The 15,556-nt window shown below is 60.2% G+C and carries 9 protein-coding genes; 3 read left to right on the forward strand and 6 right to left on the reverse strand.

All coding sequences use genetic code 11. From position 1 onward, the window contains the following. Positions 1 to 121: 121 nt before the first annotated feature. On the reverse strand, positions 122 to 934 hold the full coding sequence (gene xthA, locus ACW9IR_RS17505; protein WP_064389273.1) for an exodeoxyribonuclease III: 813 nt from the start codon (positions 932 to 934) through the stop codon (positions 122 to 124). Positions 935 to 1,245: 311 nt separating this feature from the next. Between xthA and ACW9IR_RS17510 the strand changes: the two genes are divergently transcribed. From ACW9IR_RS17510 to ACW9IR_RS17520, 3 genes are all read left to right on the forward strand, one after another. Beyond that, positions 1,246 to 1,896, forward strand: a complete 651-nt coding sequence (locus tag ACW9IR_RS17510; protein WP_150708124.1) for a GNAT family N-acetyltransferase — start codon at positions 1,246 to 1,248, stop codon at positions 1,894 to 1,896. 66 nt (positions 1,897 to 1,962) lie between these two features. Next, positions 1,963 to 3,690 (forward strand): autotransporter assembly complex protein TamA, encoded by a 1,728-nt coding sequence (locus tag ACW9IR_RS17515; RefSeq protein WP_457464410.1) that lies wholly within the window; start codon positions 1,963 to 1,965, stop codon positions 3,688 to 3,690. Further along, positions 3,687 to 7,361 (forward strand): translocation/assembly module TamB domain-containing protein, encoded by a 3,675-nt coding sequence (locus ACW9IR_RS17520; protein ID WP_457464412.1) that lies wholly within the window; start codon positions 3,687 to 3,689, stop codon positions 7,359 to 7,361. The genes ACW9IR_RS17515 and ACW9IR_RS17520 overlap by 4 nt, the downstream gene beginning before the upstream one ends. 191 nt (positions 7,362 to 7,552) lie before the next feature. On the opposite strand, the gene ACW9IR_RS17525 is transcribed toward ACW9IR_RS17520, so the two are convergent. From ACW9IR_RS17525 to ACW9IR_RS17545, 5 genes are all read right to left on the reverse strand, one after another. Next, positions 7,553 to 10,051 carry a fimbria/pilus outer membrane usher protein gene (locus tag ACW9IR_RS17525; protein WP_102901272.1) on the reverse strand — a complete coding sequence of 833 codons (2,499 nt, stop codon included), beginning with the start codon at positions 10,049 to 10,051 and terminating at the stop codon, positions 7,553 to 7,555. Positions 10,052 to 10,135: 84 nt separating this feature from the next. Next, entirely contained in the window at positions 10,136 to 10,885 is a 750-nt protein-coding gene (locus ACW9IR_RS17530) for a fimbrial biogenesis chaperone (protein WP_102901273.1), read from the reverse strand. 72 nt (positions 10,886 to 10,957) lie between these two features. Then, the gene (locus tag ACW9IR_RS17535; RefSeq protein WP_095050773.1) at positions 10,958 to 11,548 is read right to left on the reverse strand and encodes a fimbrial protein; all 591 of its coding nucleotides are present in this window, start codon (positions 11,546 to 11,548) and stop codon (positions 10,958 to 10,960) included. Positions 11,549 to 11,658: 110 nt separating this feature from the next. Further along, the gene (locus ACW9IR_RS17540; RefSeq protein WP_102901274.1) at positions 11,659 to 12,306 is read right to left on the reverse strand and encodes a response regulator; all 648 of its coding nucleotides are present in this window, start codon (positions 12,304 to 12,306) and stop codon (positions 11,659 to 11,661) included. Between the two features lie 22 nt (positions 12,307 to 12,328). Beyond that, positions 12,329 to 15,493 carry a hybrid sensor histidine kinase/response regulator gene (locus ACW9IR_RS17545; RefSeq protein WP_102901275.1) on the reverse strand — a complete coding sequence of 1,055 codons (3,165 nt, stop codon included), beginning with the start codon at positions 15,491 to 15,493 and terminating at the stop codon, positions 12,329 to 12,331. Positions 15,494 to 15,556: the final 63 nt, after the last annotated feature.

Genomic DNA, 15,556 nt, shown 5'->3' on the forward strand with positions numbered 1-15,556 from the left:
AGCGCTCCTTGGGGGGGGGAATCCTTCCCCAGAAATTGTTGAACCACCCACCTCACCCCTCCCCCCCCCCACCCCCCCCACGAACGGCCTCACTCCTACAGGGATTGCGTAAGGCTAGGGATCAGCTGAGTTCAAGCCAGATCGGTGCGTGATCGGACGGTTTCTCCATCCCGCGCAATTCATAATCCACACCGGCAGCCTTCACCCGTGGCAACAAACCATGGGACGCCAGAATCACATCAATGCGCAGGCCACGCTTGGGCTCATCTTCAAAGCCACGGCTGCGGTAATCGAACCAACTGAACATGTCCGTCACGTCCGGGTTCAGGTGCCGATAGCTGTCGGTCAAACCCCAGTTTTTCAGGCGTGCCATCCACTCGCGCTCTTCCGGCAGGAAGCTGCATTTGCCGGTTTTCAGCCAGCGCTTCATGTTGTCCGGGCCGATGCCGATGTCGCAGTCTTCCGGGGAAATGTTCACATCGCCCATAACCACCAGCGGCTGCTCGTTGTGAAACTGGCTTTCCAGCAGCGCTTGCAGATCGCTGTAGAAACGCTGCTTGGCGGGGAATTTGGTTGGGTGGTCGCGGCTTTCACCCTGAGGGAAATAGCCGTTCATGATCGTCACCGGCACGCCATTGGCGTCGGCGAAGGTGCCCCAGATAAAGCGACGCTGGGCGTCTTCTTCGTCGGTGGCGAAACCTTTGTGAATGGCGATCGGTTCCTTGCGCGAGAGCATCGCCACGCCGTAATGGCCTTTCTGGCCGTGGAAATACACGTGGTAACCGAGGGCGCGGACTTCTTCGAGCGGGAACTGGTCGTCGTGGACCTTGGTTTCCTGCAGGCCGATGACGTCCGGCTGGTGTTTTTCGATCAGCGCTGCCAGCTGATGCGGACGCGCACGCAGTCCGTTGATGTTGAAGGAAACGATCTTCATGGTCGGCAGTCCTGGCAAAAGGGCGATGCTAGCTGACATGGGGGAGATGGGCCAGTGTGGGAGAAATCATTTTGGCCTGTGGGATTTATGTTGCCTGTAAGTGCCTCTTCGCGAGCAGGCTCGCTCCCACAGGGGAATGCGTTCCAAATGTGGGAGCGAGCTTGTCTCCGGGCGGCGTTCCGACGAAGGCGTCCGCCCAGTCGATGAAGATCCCGACTTGGTCTATACCTGTGGGGAACCACGCCACCCGTAAAAGGTTCGTACCAACAAGAGCGCCGCCATTTGAACGCGCCCCGGGGAGAATCACCGTCATGCCTGAAACCCAGACCGCCATCGCCGACATTCATATGCTCGACCGTGGCTACTCCCGCGAAGCTCGATCGCTGCTCTATCAGGCTTATCGCCATGAGCCGACCTTCGCTTACCTGTTCGAAGCCGAGCGCCCCGGCTACGAACAGCGCGTGCGGGCGACGGTGCGCGAACTGGTCAAACAACACTTTCTGCAGGATCTGCCCGCCATTGGCCTGCTGGTCAACGACCGCCTGATCGGCATCGCCCTGATCGCGCCACCGCAACGCCGTTTGGGCATCACCGAAAGCTGGGCGTGGCGCCTGCGCATGGTGCTCAGCACCGGATTCCGCTGCACCCGGCGCTATCTGGAATACCACGATGCGGTCGCCGCGTGTGTGCCCAGCGATTCCGTGCACATGCTTCCCTTGTTGGGCATTCACCCGCAATTCCAGGGCAAACACTTTGGCGAACAACTGCTGACCGCCGTACACAACTGGTGCGCCGTCGACGAAACCTCGCAAGGCGTGGTGCTCGACACTGGCAACCCGCGCTATCTGGAATTCTATAAAAGGCAGGGTTACCAAGAGATCGGCGAAGTTGCCGTCGGGCCGGTGCGTGAACACGTATTTTTCCACGCCAATCCGCAGGTGTTACAAACTGCAACAGCATAACAATCGAACTTCTCGGGAAATTTCCTGTTCTATCACGCTCCCAAGCCCGTGATAGCATCCGCGCCTATGAAGTTTCCAGGAAGATTTACCAGTGGCGTGCTCATGCTGTTAACCAGCTGCGCGGCGCTGGCGCAAAGTGAATTGGATGTGCGGATCAAACCGTCCAACGATGAACTCAAGGCCAATATAGAAGGCTATATCGGCAGCCTCGGCGATCGCGACGAAGAAGCCCTGCAGCGCTTCAGTCGCGGTGCCGAAGAGCAGGCGCGCAAGGCAGCCCAGGCGTTGGGCTACTACCAGCCGCAGATCGAAAGTGACGTCAAGGGTGGCGACAAGCCGCGCCTGGTGTTGAACATCGATCCCGGCGAGCCGATTCACCTGCGCAACGTCACCCTCCGTGTCGACGGCCCGGCTGCCTCCCTCAAATCCTTTCGTGTACCGAAAAGCGACGTGCTCAAGTCCGGCGCGGTGCTCAACCATGGGCGTTACGAAGACGCCAAAAGACTTATTCAGAATCAGGCCTCGCGCTTCGGTTTTTTCAGTGGCCATTTCACCCGTCAAAAACTCATGGTCGACCCGCGCGCCGGGGTCGCCGACATCGAACTGATCTACGAAAGCGGCCCGCGTTATGCGTTGGGCAAGGTCAAATTCGAAGGCGACACGCCGTTCGACGAAGACCTGCTGCAACGCATGGTGCCGTTCAAGGAAGGCGAGCCGTACGACTCCGAGCTGATCGCTGAGCTCAATCGCGATCTGCAATCGAGCGGTTACTTCGAAGGCGTACGCGTCGATGCCGCACCGACCACGGCGAAAAATGACGTGATCCCGGTGGACGTCAAACTCGACACACGCAAGCCGCGCACCATGGGCCTGGGCCTTGGTTACTCGACCGACGTCGGCCCGCGCATCAAAGCCAACTGGACACGCCACTGGGTCAACCCGCAAGGCGATAGTTATGGCTGGGAAGCCGAGCTGTCGGCGCCACGGCAAAACGTCGGGCTGTTCTATGACATCCCGCTCGACCCGCCGCTGACCGACAAACTGCGTTGGGCCGGCGGTTATCAGTTCGAAGACATCGACGGTTCCGACACACTCAGCAAACTGCTGACCTTCGGCCCGGAATGGCACAGCAAATTACCGAGCGGCTGGCAGCGGGTGATCTCGCTGAAATGGCAGCGCGAAGAATATGAACTCGGCGATGACTCGGGCCTGAGCACCTTGCTGATGCCCGGCATCAGTTACTCGTACCTGAAAAGCGACAATCGCATCGACCCGCACAATGGCTATCGCCTGAGCTTCGAAAGCAAAGTGGCAAAGGAAGGCTTGGGTTCGGACAACAACCTTCTATATGGCACGGCGTTGGTCAAAGGCCTGACCACGGTGTTCGACAAGCACCGCTTGCTCGGTCGCGTGCAGGTCGGCGGCAGCGCCACCAACGGTTACAACTCGATTCCGCCGTCGCTGCGTTTCTTCGCCGGTGGCGATCAGAGCGTGCGCGGTTATGACTATCAGAGCCTGTCGCCGAAAAACTCCGACGGTGACCGGATCGGCGGGCGTTACATGGTCGCTGGCAGCGTCGAGTATCAATACTCGATCGCCGAGAAATGGCGCGTCGCGACTTTCGTCGACCAGGGCAACTCGTTCAACAAACTCGAACTGCCGAACCTCAAGACCGGGGTCGGCATTGGTGTGCGCTGGGTCTCGCCGGTCGGGCCGATCCGCCTCGACCTGGCCCACGCACTCGACGACGATGGCGGCATCCGGCTGCACTTTTCCATGGGGCCTGAGCTGTGAAGCGTGGTTTGAAAATTACGGCGCTGACGCTGCTGGCGCTGGTGTTGTTGATTGTATTGAGCGTCACCGCTGTGCTCGGCACGCAGGCCGGCAGCCGTTGGGTGCTGGGTCTCGTGCCGGGGCTCAGTGTCGAGAATTTCCAGGGTCGCCTCGGCGGGCAATGGAGCGCCGATCATCTGTTGTGGCAGCAGGACAGCAGCCGCGTCGAACTGAACAAGGCAATCTTCGCCTGGTCACCGCTGTGCCTGACGCGCATGACCTTGTGCATCGAACAGCTCAAGGCTGATCAGGTCATTCTGCAATTCCCGCCGAGCGAAGAAACCACCGAGAGCGGCCCGATCAAACTGCCGGATCTGCAATTGCCGGTGGCCATCGAACTGGGCGACGTGCAGGTCGGCAGCCTGCTGTTCAACGGCAGCGAACAGCTCAAGGGCTTGCAACTGGCGGCGCACTGGACCGCCCAAGGCATGCGGATCGACAGCGTGAAATTGCAGCGCGACGACCTCAGCCTGAACCTGTCCGGCACACTCACGCCGACCGGTAACTGGCCGCTGAACATCGCTGGAGACCTGACGCTTCCATCGCCGGGCACGGGACCGTGGACACTAGCGTTGAAGGTTGACGGCGACCTGCTGAAAACCCTCAATCTGTACGCCGACAGCCGGGGTTACCTCGACGGCCAGTTGAGCGGCGAACTGCAACCGCTGGCGGAAAACCTGCCGGCCAAAGTGCGCATCACCAGCGACGCGTTCAAACCGAGCGCTGATTTACCAGACACCCTGCAACTCAATCAATTGCTGTTGACCGGCGAAGGCGACCTGAAAAACGGTTACCAGCTCAACGGCAACGCCACGCTGCCCGCCGATAGAGGCCCGGTGGCGCTGCTGCTCCAAGGCAAAGTCGACGCCAGCGGCGCACAGATTGCCGGTCTCGACCTGACGGCCAACGACAAGCAAAGCCTGAAACTCACCGGCAGCGTCGACTGGAGCAAAGGCCTCAGCGCCCAAGCCAATATCAACTGGCAGGATTTCCCGTGGCATCGTCTCTATAACGAAATCGACGAGCCACAAGTCGCCTTGCGTACGTTTACTGGCGAAGTCTCCTACACCGACGGCCAATACCTCGGCAACTTCGCCGCCGCAATGGATGGCCCGGCGGGTGCGTTTACCCTGAGCAGTCCGTTCAGCGGCAGCCTTAAACAGATCGCTTTGCCGCAGTTGAAAATGGAAGCCGGGCAGGGCAAGGCTGAAGGGCACGTCAACGTCCAGTTCGCCGACGGCATTGCCTGGGACACGGCGCTGGAGCTGTCGGCGCTCAACCCGGCGTACTGGGTCGCCGAGTTGCCGGGCACGTTGGCTGGACCGCTGAAAAGCCAAGGCGAAATGAAGAACGAACGTCTGAGCCTGACCGCCGACCTCGACTTGAAAGGCAAACTGCGCGGTCAACCGGCGATCCTTCAGGCCAAGGCTGACGGCGCTGGCGAACAGTGGAATCTCAACGCTCTGCAAATCCGTCTCGGCGACAACAGCATCAGCGGCAAGGGCAGCCTGCAACAGAAACTCACCGGGCAGATCGATATCAAGCTGTCGCGTCTGGCTCAGCTCTGGCCGCAACTGCGCGGGCAGGTCAACGGGCAGGTCAATGTGGCCGGTACGTTGAAGGCGCCGCAGGGCAAGCTCGACCTGCAAGGTTCGCAACTGGCGTTTCAGGACAATCGCCTGCAAAGCCTCAACCTCGACGCCACCCTCGACAGTGCGCAGCGGGCGAAGATCGATCTGAAAGGCGCTGGCATTCAAGCCGGCGACACATCGCTGGGCACGCTGACCGCCAGCGCTCAGGGCGATATCAAAAAGCAGAAACTCGACCTCGACCTGATCGGGCCGAAGCTGAAACTGGCCCTTGGTCTGGACGGCAATCTGGACAAGGGCAACTGGCGCGGCCGTTTGGCCAGTGGCGACATTCAGGCCGGCGGCCAGGACTGGAAACTGCAGAATCCGGCAAAACTCGAACGCTTGGCTGACGGCAAAATCAACTTCGGCGCGCATTGCTGGATGTCCGGCGATGCCAGCCTGTGCGGTGAAGATCAGCGCCTGATGCCGGAGCCGAAACTGCGCTACCACCTCAAGCAATTCCCGATCGAAAGTCTGGCGCAATGGTTGCCGAAAGACTTCGCCTGGCAAGGCAAACTCAATGCCGATCTGCAACTGGATCTGCCGGCCAGCGGCCCGAACGGCGTGGTCAGCATCGACGCCAGCGGCGGCACCTTGCGCATGAAGGACAAGGATCAGTGGCTGGACTTCCCGTACCAGACCCTGAAACTCACCAGCAAACTGACGCCGAAACGCGTCGACACCGAACTGAATTTCGTCGGCGGCAAACTCGGCGAGTTGCTGGTGCAGGCACAGCTCAATCCACTGCCGAAAAACAAACCGCTGAGCGGCTCGTTCCGCCTCAGCGGGCTGGACCTGTCGGTGGCGCGGCCGTTCGTGCCGATGGTCGAAAAACTCACCGGGCGCCTGAACGGCAGCGGGACGATTTCCGGCGGATTGCTTGCACCGCTGGTCAACGGCACCGTGCAACTCAGCGACGGCGAAGTGTCCGGCGCCGAGTTGCCGATGGAGCTGCAGAATCTGCAACTCACCGCCCTGATTGCCGGCGAATCGGTACGCCTCGACGGCGGCTGGAAAAGCGGCAAGAGCGGGCAGGGCAGCCTGACCGGTAACGTCGCCTGGGGTCAGGCGCTGGTGGTCGATCTGGCGCTGAAGGGCACGCAATTGCCGGTCACCGTCGAGCCGTATGCCAAGCTGGAAATGGCGCCGGACCTGAAGATTTCCATGGCCGGCGACGAACTGAAGATCGCCGGCAAAGTGCAGGTGCCCAAAGGTGAAATCACCGTGCGTGAATTGCCGCCATCAACGGTAAAAGTCTCCGATGACACGATCATCGTCGGCGCGCAGACCGAAGAGGGCAAACCGCCGCTGGCGATGAAAATGGACATCGACGTGGTGGTCGGTGAAGACAAACTGGCCTTCGCCGGTTTTGGCCTGACCGCCAACGTGCAAGGTCATGTGCACATCGGCGACAACATGGACACCCGTGGCGAACTGTGGCTCAACGACGGCCGCTACAGTGCCTACGGCCAGCGCCTGCAAGTGCGCCGTGCACGTCTGTTGTTCGCCGGCCCCCTCGATCAGCCGTATCTGGACATCGAAGCGATTCGCCAGACCGACGACGTGATCGCCGGTATTCGCCTGAGCGGCAGCGCCGAGCAGCCGACCACGCAGATCTTCTCCGAGCCGGCGATGAGCCAGGAGCAGGCGCTGTCGTATCTGGTCTTGGGCCGACCGTTGAGCACCAACGGCGAAGACAACAACATGCTCGCGCAAGCGGCGTTGGGGTTGGGCTTGATGGGCAGCTCCGGGGTCACCAGCAGCCTGGCCAAGGATCTGGGGATTCAGGATTTCCAGCTCGATACCGCAGGCAGCGGCGATGCCACCAGCGTGGTGGCCAGCGGCAATATTACCGAGAAGCTCAGTTTGCGTTATGGCGTTGGCGTGTTTGAACCGGCCAGCACCATTGCGCTGCGCTACAAGCTGAGCAAGAAGGTTTATGTCGAGGCGGCGAGTGGTGTGGCGAGTTCGCTGGATATCTTTTACAAGCGCGATTTCTAACGCGCGCTTTCTCCTGAACCGAGTCGCTCCAATCTCGAGCAGGCTCACTTCTACATTTGGAATGCGTTCCCCTGTAGGAGTGAGCCTGCTCGCGATGGCGTTTTTTCAGTCGATATCAATGGTGCGGCTGATGGCCTTATCGCGAGCAGGCTCACTCCTACACTGATCTGTGGTGGGCAAGGATTTTGTGTTTACAGCAAATTAGCTGTGGGCAGGCGACATACCAGTGAAGCTCGTTCGTAGTTCAATGCCTTGTCCCGCTCGGGCAGTGCATACGACGCCTCGCAGCGCTGGCCTTGCCAGTTGATGGTCAGCGTGCCGGTGTCGCTTTCCACCAGTGCCAGCGCCTTGCCACTTGGGTCGGAGATCGCCAGTTGCTTACCGGCGGCATCTTCCAGCGACGCACCAAACGGGATTGGCTGGTGCTGAGCATCGAACAAGGCAAATTGCACGCGGCGCCCGGTCTTGCTGGCATAGCGCGCGAGCACCACCGCACCACGGCGCGGCACCACTTGCCGGGTCGCGTTATCGATTTCAATATCGCCGCCCAGATCGCGGGTGTCGAGGTTGATCCAGTTGACCCGATAGGGTTGCGCATTGGGCACCACGGCATAGCCATTACGACCGGTTTTCGCCCCGGAGAAACTGCCGATCTTTACCCCGGAAACCCCTTCGACCTGCGCCAGCGCAAACGTCTCGCCCACGGTTTGCCCGAGGTTGATCCCGCCGCCGTGGCCGACGATCGAGCCGGCCAGATTGAGATTCTGCGAGTTGTAGCCGCGCCCCTGGCTGTAACCGGCACTGATGTCCATCACCGAGGTGCGGGTGCTGAGGTTGACCGAACCGCTGCTGCCACCGGTGCTGCTGTTGCCGCCTTGCACCGAATAATAAGTGTCGCTGTCTTCCGTCAGGTAGCCGTTGATCCCGACCTGAGTGCTGTCGGTGGCTTTCTGTGTGCTCGCGGAAACAAAGGCACGGGGCGCGCGCGGTTTTGAACCCAGCGGGAAAGACAGTGACAGGTTGACCAGAGTGTCATTGTTCGCCGGCCCATAGTTGCCGACATCCTTGGTGTAAGTCGCGCCGAGGTTGTAGCTGACATCGCCCCAATAGTTGCTGTAACCCGCCGACAGGCTTTGCGATCCGCCGCGCCCCCAATAACGCTGGTCACTGGCGTTGAGGTAAACGCTGCCATATTGCTGGTTAGTCCCCAGGCTCTGGTTGACGGTCAGGTCGGTACGGGTTTTCGAGTTGCCCGTGCGTTTTTCGCCCTCGTGGCTCAGTTCCTCGACGTGATCGGTGAGGGTGCGATAACCCTCGGTCGAATAGCGATAGGCGGCGAGGGTGAAGCTGGTGTCGGTACCGGTAAATGTCTTGGCGTACAGCGCGCGCAAGCTGTTGCCTTTGACCACTTGGCCAAAGGTGCGGCTGGCGGAATGCGTCACGTCGAGCGATACGGCGCCGATCGGCGTATTGCGCCCCGCGCCAACGGACAGCGCCTGAAAATTTTCGGTCGCTTGCACGCCGACAATGCCGGACAAGTTGCTGCTGATGCCATAGGCCAGCGTGCTGCTGACAAACTGCGGCGATTGCTGATCATCGCTGTTGCTGTTGTAGCGGCCGGCCGAGACGCTGTATTTCAACTGCCCCTGGCGGACCATGATCGGCAGGCTGGAAAACGCCTGCACCGTCACCCGGCGCTGGCCGTCGGCCTCGATAATCGTGATTTCCAGATCGCCGTTGGAACCGCTCGGATAGATATCGCTGATCTCGAAAGGGCCCGGAGGCACGTTGGCGCTGTAGAGCATGTAATTGTTCTGACGAATTTCCACGGTCGCGCTGGACTGAGCAATCCCGCGAATCACTGGCGCATAGCCGCGTTCGCTGTCGGCGCGCATGCCGTCATCGGAGGCCAGTTTCAGGCCGCGATAGCGCACGCTGTCGAACAGGTCGGCGTCGGAGAAAATATCCCCGGCACTGAACTGGCCTTTCAACGCGGTCAGGTCATGTTGCAGGTAGCTGCGGTTGCTTTTGAAGGTGCTCGGCTGGCCGGTGCTGCTGTTGAAGTTGGACTCATTGCGCAAGCGCCAGCCACCGAGGTTGATGCCGTTGCGCAGGCCGACGTTATTGGAAATGGTGTCGGCGGTCTGCGTGCTGTTACGGTTGCTGCTCAGCTGATAGTTAATAAACGCCGCCGGCACGCCTTCGTCCCACAACGCCGGGTCGACATAACCCCGTCGACCGCGTTCCATGGCGCTTTGCGGCACGCTGACCAGCAGGCGCAAGCGCGGCACGTCGTAACGCACGCTGGCATGCTCGATCAGTGCGGGCAGGTCGAGGCAGGCGTTCGGGTCGTCGGCGTCGAGTTTGCCGCTGGCCTGCAACTTGGCGATGTCGACGCCCAACTGCTGGACCATCTCCAGGGTCAGGCAGGCCTGGATCTTGCCGTTGCCGGGGTGGCGGCGGAAGTCGATGTCGCGACGACCGACCAGCGTGTCGTTGCTGTAGAGGTCAACCCGGTAGTTGCCGGGCAACACGCTGTTGCTGGCGAGCAGCGATTGCACATCGACAGTCGACGCGGCACCTTGCAGAAACGACGTGTTGAACTGTTCATCGCCGTCAGCCTGGCACGCCGTGCTGATAGCCGAGGCGATCAACAACGACGTCAAGCCGTCGCGTTTGAGTAAAAACATGCAGGAACCCTATATCACCTCCGATACGAACTAACGGAGCGAAGAGAAATACAGTGAAAGTGTGCGATCAGAGCGATTCGCGAGTTATGGCGTTTCTTTCTTTGGACTGGCGCTGGCGTCGGCGCTGTTGGAAAGTTGCGCGGTAAAACGATCTTGTGCGCCATAGTCATTAATGCTGCTGAACAACAAATTTGCCGCATTAGTTGAATGAAGTTGTTTGAGGGCGAACTCTTTGCGTTCGCCGGGGGCAATCATCATCGAATCAAACGGGTGCTCGCTGAGTGCGCCGGATTGCAGGGTGATATCGGCAATCGACACGTGATACAGGCCGGGATTGTTCACCACCAGCACGCTTTTGCCGGCACGCTCGGCCAAGCGCCAGGTCAATTCACCCGGTGCCAGATAGGCGTTGTTTTTCAGGCCGGCCGGGCGGAAGAACACCTTGATGCGCTGGCGCACGGCAAGTTGCAGAGTGTTCTGGGTCTTCGCGTTCTGGGGGATTTCCTGCACGTTGAGCCAGACCACCGATTCGCGGTCGCTCGGCATGCCGGTGCCCTCGTAGATGACCCGCAGTATTTGCTGTTCGTCGCCGCTGACGCGCACCAACGGCGGTGTGACTGCAAACGGCACGGAAGCGGATTCGCTGGCGTCAGTGTCGATCCACGACTGGACCAGGACATCTGCACCGCTGTTACGCACGGTGATGCCGGCTTCTTTGTGCTGGCCGTCGAAGACCAGACGGGTGCTGCTCAAGGAAATGCCGGCCGTGGCCTGATTGACCACGAACAGGCCCAGCAGGCCTGCGCAAAAGGACAATGAGTGACGATAAAACATGATGGGTACCGCGCAAGTGATTGAAAGCACGGGGCCGAGCGGCCCCGCACTGGGCTCGATTAGTCGCGCGGGTTATTCGTATTGCAGGGTGAACGGCAGGGTGGCGTCGCCGCGACCGGCAACGACCGTTGCGACGTCAGCAGTGGTGACGTAGGCGGCCGAGAATTTCAGCGTGGTGTTGCTGTCCTGCAGGGTGTTTTCGATCTTCGCCGCGGCGGGCGAACTCAGGTCGATCAACGCACCGTTGGAATCGAGCAAGGCAATACCGACGTTCTTGGCAGCGCCCAGACCGTCGATCAGCTTCAGCACTTTGGTCCCGGCCACGATGCCCGAACCTGCGCCCTTGGTCGGTTCGAAGATCATGGCGACCTTGGTGCCGGCGTTGCAGTTGATCTTCATGTCGAAGTTCTCGGCACTCAAAGTGCCGTTGCCTTTGGGTGCAGTGGCGGTGCCCATGTCCTTGATCGACACTTCGCCCATGGCGACCGAAATGGTTTTGTTGCTGCCGGCGCCTTCTACGGAGCAGGCGTCATTGTTGATGGTGCCGGTGAAGTTGATGGTGCCGCTGCCGGCCTTGGTTGGCACGACCGGGTCAGCGGCCAGGGCGTTACCTGCGGCAGCGAACATCGAAAGGGCGAGAAGTGTTTGGGACAACTTTTTCATGTTGCTTTTTCCATTGGTGGGGTTAAAGCAACACAATAAAACGCCAATTACCGAGCGAACATCAGACGATTCCTAGATGCACGAAAGTTGCAGAAAGGTATCCCTTGCTATTAATTGAACAAGTTGCGCTCGATGCAGTAAGTCAATAACTCCTGATCACTGCCGACTTCAAGTTTGCGCATTGCCGATATTTTTTGCGTACTGATGGTTTTGGCACTTCTGTTCAAGTAACGGGCAATGTCGTTGACGCCCTGGCCCTGCACGAACAAACGCAGGATTTCATGTTCCTTGGCCGACAGCCGGGAAAAGCGTTCATCCAGATCGGCGCCGTCGTTCACTACGGATGTCGGCGCGGGTGCCTGCCAGCGCACCGGGCTGCCTTTGGCAATGGCCTTGAGTGCTGTCTCGATTTCGTCGTGCAGCTGGTTTTTCTGAATGACCGCCAGCACACCTAGTTCCTGCAGGCGCGTCAGGATCAATGGATTGGAAATCATCGTCAGTACCAGCACTCGAACCTTGGGAAAGTGCCTTATCAGGTACTCCACCAGTTTCAGGCCGTCACCGTAGGTCGAATCGGCAGGCATGTTGAAGTCGGTGATCAACAGATCTACAGGCTTGGTCTCCAGCAGCTTGATCAGCTCATCGGAGCCAACGGCTTCGCCCACCACGCGAAAGCGTTGGTCACGCTCGACCAGTTCCCGCACCCCCAGCAGCACGATGGGATGATCATCGGCAATGACAACGTTGAAGGTTTCCATGAGTGATTTATCCAGAGTGAAGTTATTCGAGGGAGTCGAGCAGATCTTGCAGCCGCGTCAGATTTTGTCGCACCGCCACGGCCAGAGCGGGCGTCACGGCCATGCCGGTCAAGCGGCATTCCAGCTCGACAAACGCGCTGGCCAAGGCGTTGATCTGCACTGCCCCTAGCGCCCCCGCCATGCCGTGCAGTTGCTGCGCCACGCTGTTGGCGTCGGCCGCATCCAGTGCCGCCAGGGTGGTCTGAATATCCTGGCGCAGGGTGGTGACAAACAACTCGCGCATTTTTGCAGATAGCGACGGCGGGGCATCGATAACGGGGGCCACAGCGATTTTGCAATATTGCTCAAGTTGCGTACGCAGGGTAGCGAGGTTCAGCGGCTTGACCATCCACGCGTTCATGCCGACGGCGGCGCAGCGTTCGCCTTCTTCGCGCAGGGCGTTGGCGGTGACGCCAATGATCGGCAGCGTCGCGTCCTGTTGGCGTACGGCCTCGGCGAGTCGGTAACCATTCATGACCGGCATGTTGACGTCGGTCAGCAGCAGATCGAAGCGGCCGGGCGCCCACTGCGCCAGGGCCTGTTCGCCATTCGCAGCGACGACCACCGAGCAGCCGAGGGCTTCCAGTTGTTCCTTGATGATCGCCGCGTTGATTACGTTGTCTTCGGCCACCAGCACTTGCAAATTCAACGGTCGGGTCTTTGCCTGCAACGAGGCGGGGCGCTGCGCGTTGGCGCCGTGTTGTGCCAGATGAATCGCCCAGGCAATCGCGCGGACATCGTCGGCGTCGACCGCCCAGTCAGAGCCATTTGACTGCGCCGGATTGGGGCCGCCCGCTACGGCGACGATCCGAGGCCCGCTCCAGTGCGGGGCGTTGTCGAGAGGGGTGAGGTCCACCAGCAGCGCAGAGGGTGGCGGCATTTCGGACGTTATCAAGCGGCAATCAAGCCCAAAACGATTGAGCCAGGCGATGAGGTGCTGCGCCAGTTCACTGACGGGGGCACGTACATAAACGGCGGGGCTTCCGGCCACGAAAGCGGGGCAGTCGGGCAATGCGCCCGGCACGTTCTCCAGCGTGAGTTGCAGGGTAAAGCTGCTGCCCAGTCCCGGTTCGCTGACCACGCTCAACCTCCCTCGCATCAACTCGCATAGCCATTTGCAAATGGCCAGGCCCAGACCCGCGCCGGCCTGACTGTCGGCGTCGTTGACCTGATAGAACGGGTCGAACAATTGCTGTTGCTGCGCTTGGGAAATCCCCACCCCCGAGTCGCTGACCTGCCACTGTACGTCGGCGTTGCCAGCGGCGTTTTGCACCACCCGCACGCGCAATACCACGCGGCCGTTGTCGGTGAACTTGATCGCGTTGCTCAGCAGGTTGTTGAGGATCTGGCGGATGCGCAACGGGTCACCGCGCAGTTGATCCGGCAAGCCCGAATCGATGCAGGCATACAGTTGCAGGCCTTTGGCGCGGGCAAAGGCGCTGTAAGTACGCACGACATCTTCAGTCAGCTCCAGCGGGCAGAAGTCCTGAAGCTCAAGGGTCATTTGCCCGGCCTCGATCTTCGACACATCGAGCACATCGCTGATCAGCTTGAACAGGCTGGCGGAGGAGCGCTGGATGGTGTCCAGATAATCCTGCTGGCGCGGGGCGAGCGATGTCAGGCCGAGCAATTCGAGGGTGCCCAGCACGCCGTAGAGCGGGGTGCGAATTTCATGGCTCATGGTGGCGAGGAAGCGACTCTTGGCCTGATTTGCCGAGTCGGCGGCCTGACGGGCTTCTTCCAGGGCGGCCGCGTCTTCGATATGCCGAGTCACGTCATGCAACGCACACAACCAGGCATCCTGGCCTTGATAGCGCGTCGAGACGAAAGCCAGATGCAGATGACGCCCGTCGATCTCGAGATCGGCATGGCCGGACTCGCTGTGTGACTTGAGCAGGCTCATCAACCGGCTGCTGTCGTGCCATTGCTGGGCGCGCTGGTTTTCCAGGAGCACGTGGTGATCGCTGCGGCGAATCACACAGAGGCCGGTCGGTGCGGTGTCGATCACCGCACGGCTGAACGCCTCGCTTTCGGCGATGCTCGCGTGCGCACTTTGCGCGGGGATGATCACGCGCGCGGTGTACCAGCGATTGATGACCCGACCGCAACCAAGCAACGCCAGCACCACCGCCACGAGGCACAGCAATGGCCACAACGCATAGCTGAGAAAACTGCGCAGGCTGATGACGTAGATCGCGGTCCAGTGCTGTGCGCCGGGGCTGCTGAGCTTGAACACCAGACCGTCGCGGCTGAAATTGATCCCCTCATCCAGTACCTGGTCGGGCCTGTGTGCGCCGGTCAAGACCACGCCGACCGGGGTGATCAAGGTGAAGTCATCGTAAATCGACCACTCCATCAATCGCTCGATGTTGTTGACCTGAGACAGTTTCAGCAACGTGCCGAGCACCACCCAGGAATCGGCGCCCTCGATGGTCAGCGTTGGCTGCAGCAGATTGATCCTGACGTAGGCCAGCAGCGTCGGTGTTGCCTCGCTGTCCTGAGTAGATGGGTAGGGCACCCAATGCACTTGATGATCAGCGACTGATGACTGCTCGCGTGCATGCTGGTTCACCTGGCTCATGACTTGGGCAAACGCGCCGATCTGCATCGGGCCTGCACCGCGCAAGCGCCCGGCGGAGGGCACGGCCACGTCGAAGTTGTCGGGGCCATTGAGCAGGATCACTTGCGGCGACTGATAGTGCGAGGCCGCCCAGAACGCGCTGTAGTAGGCGGCCAGATAACTGCCCAGCGCGAAAACCTTGGGGTATTGGTCGGCGGCGATTCTGTTCGGATCGATCTTTACACTGAACGGCAGTGAAAACGGCAAGCCGCGACCTTCATAGATATTCGGGCCTTCATCGGGCAGCAGCTTTTGCGAATAGGTGGGCAACACCACCAAAGGGAAATATCGACCCTTGGCACTGGCCTGGGAGATATCGCGCAGGAACACTTCCTGCTCGTGGATGTTCTCCATCAACCGGGCAAAGTGAAACTGCAGAGTGTCGCGCTGCTCTTCGAGCATGCGCTGCACGCCCAGATAGCTGATGCCAAACAGCAGCAACACCAGGGCGCCGAGCAGCAGCAGACTTTTGTTCAAACGCAGCGAACTGCTGGCCAGTTTGTCCAGAAATGCATTGGTATGCGGCATTACAGCGCCTGACCAGCGGTGATGGGGCAGCCTTGGGACACAGTGACCTCGGTAGCGAGCGAC

The sequence above is a fragment of the Pseudomonas sp. SDT291_1_S447 genome (assembly GCF_054070155.1).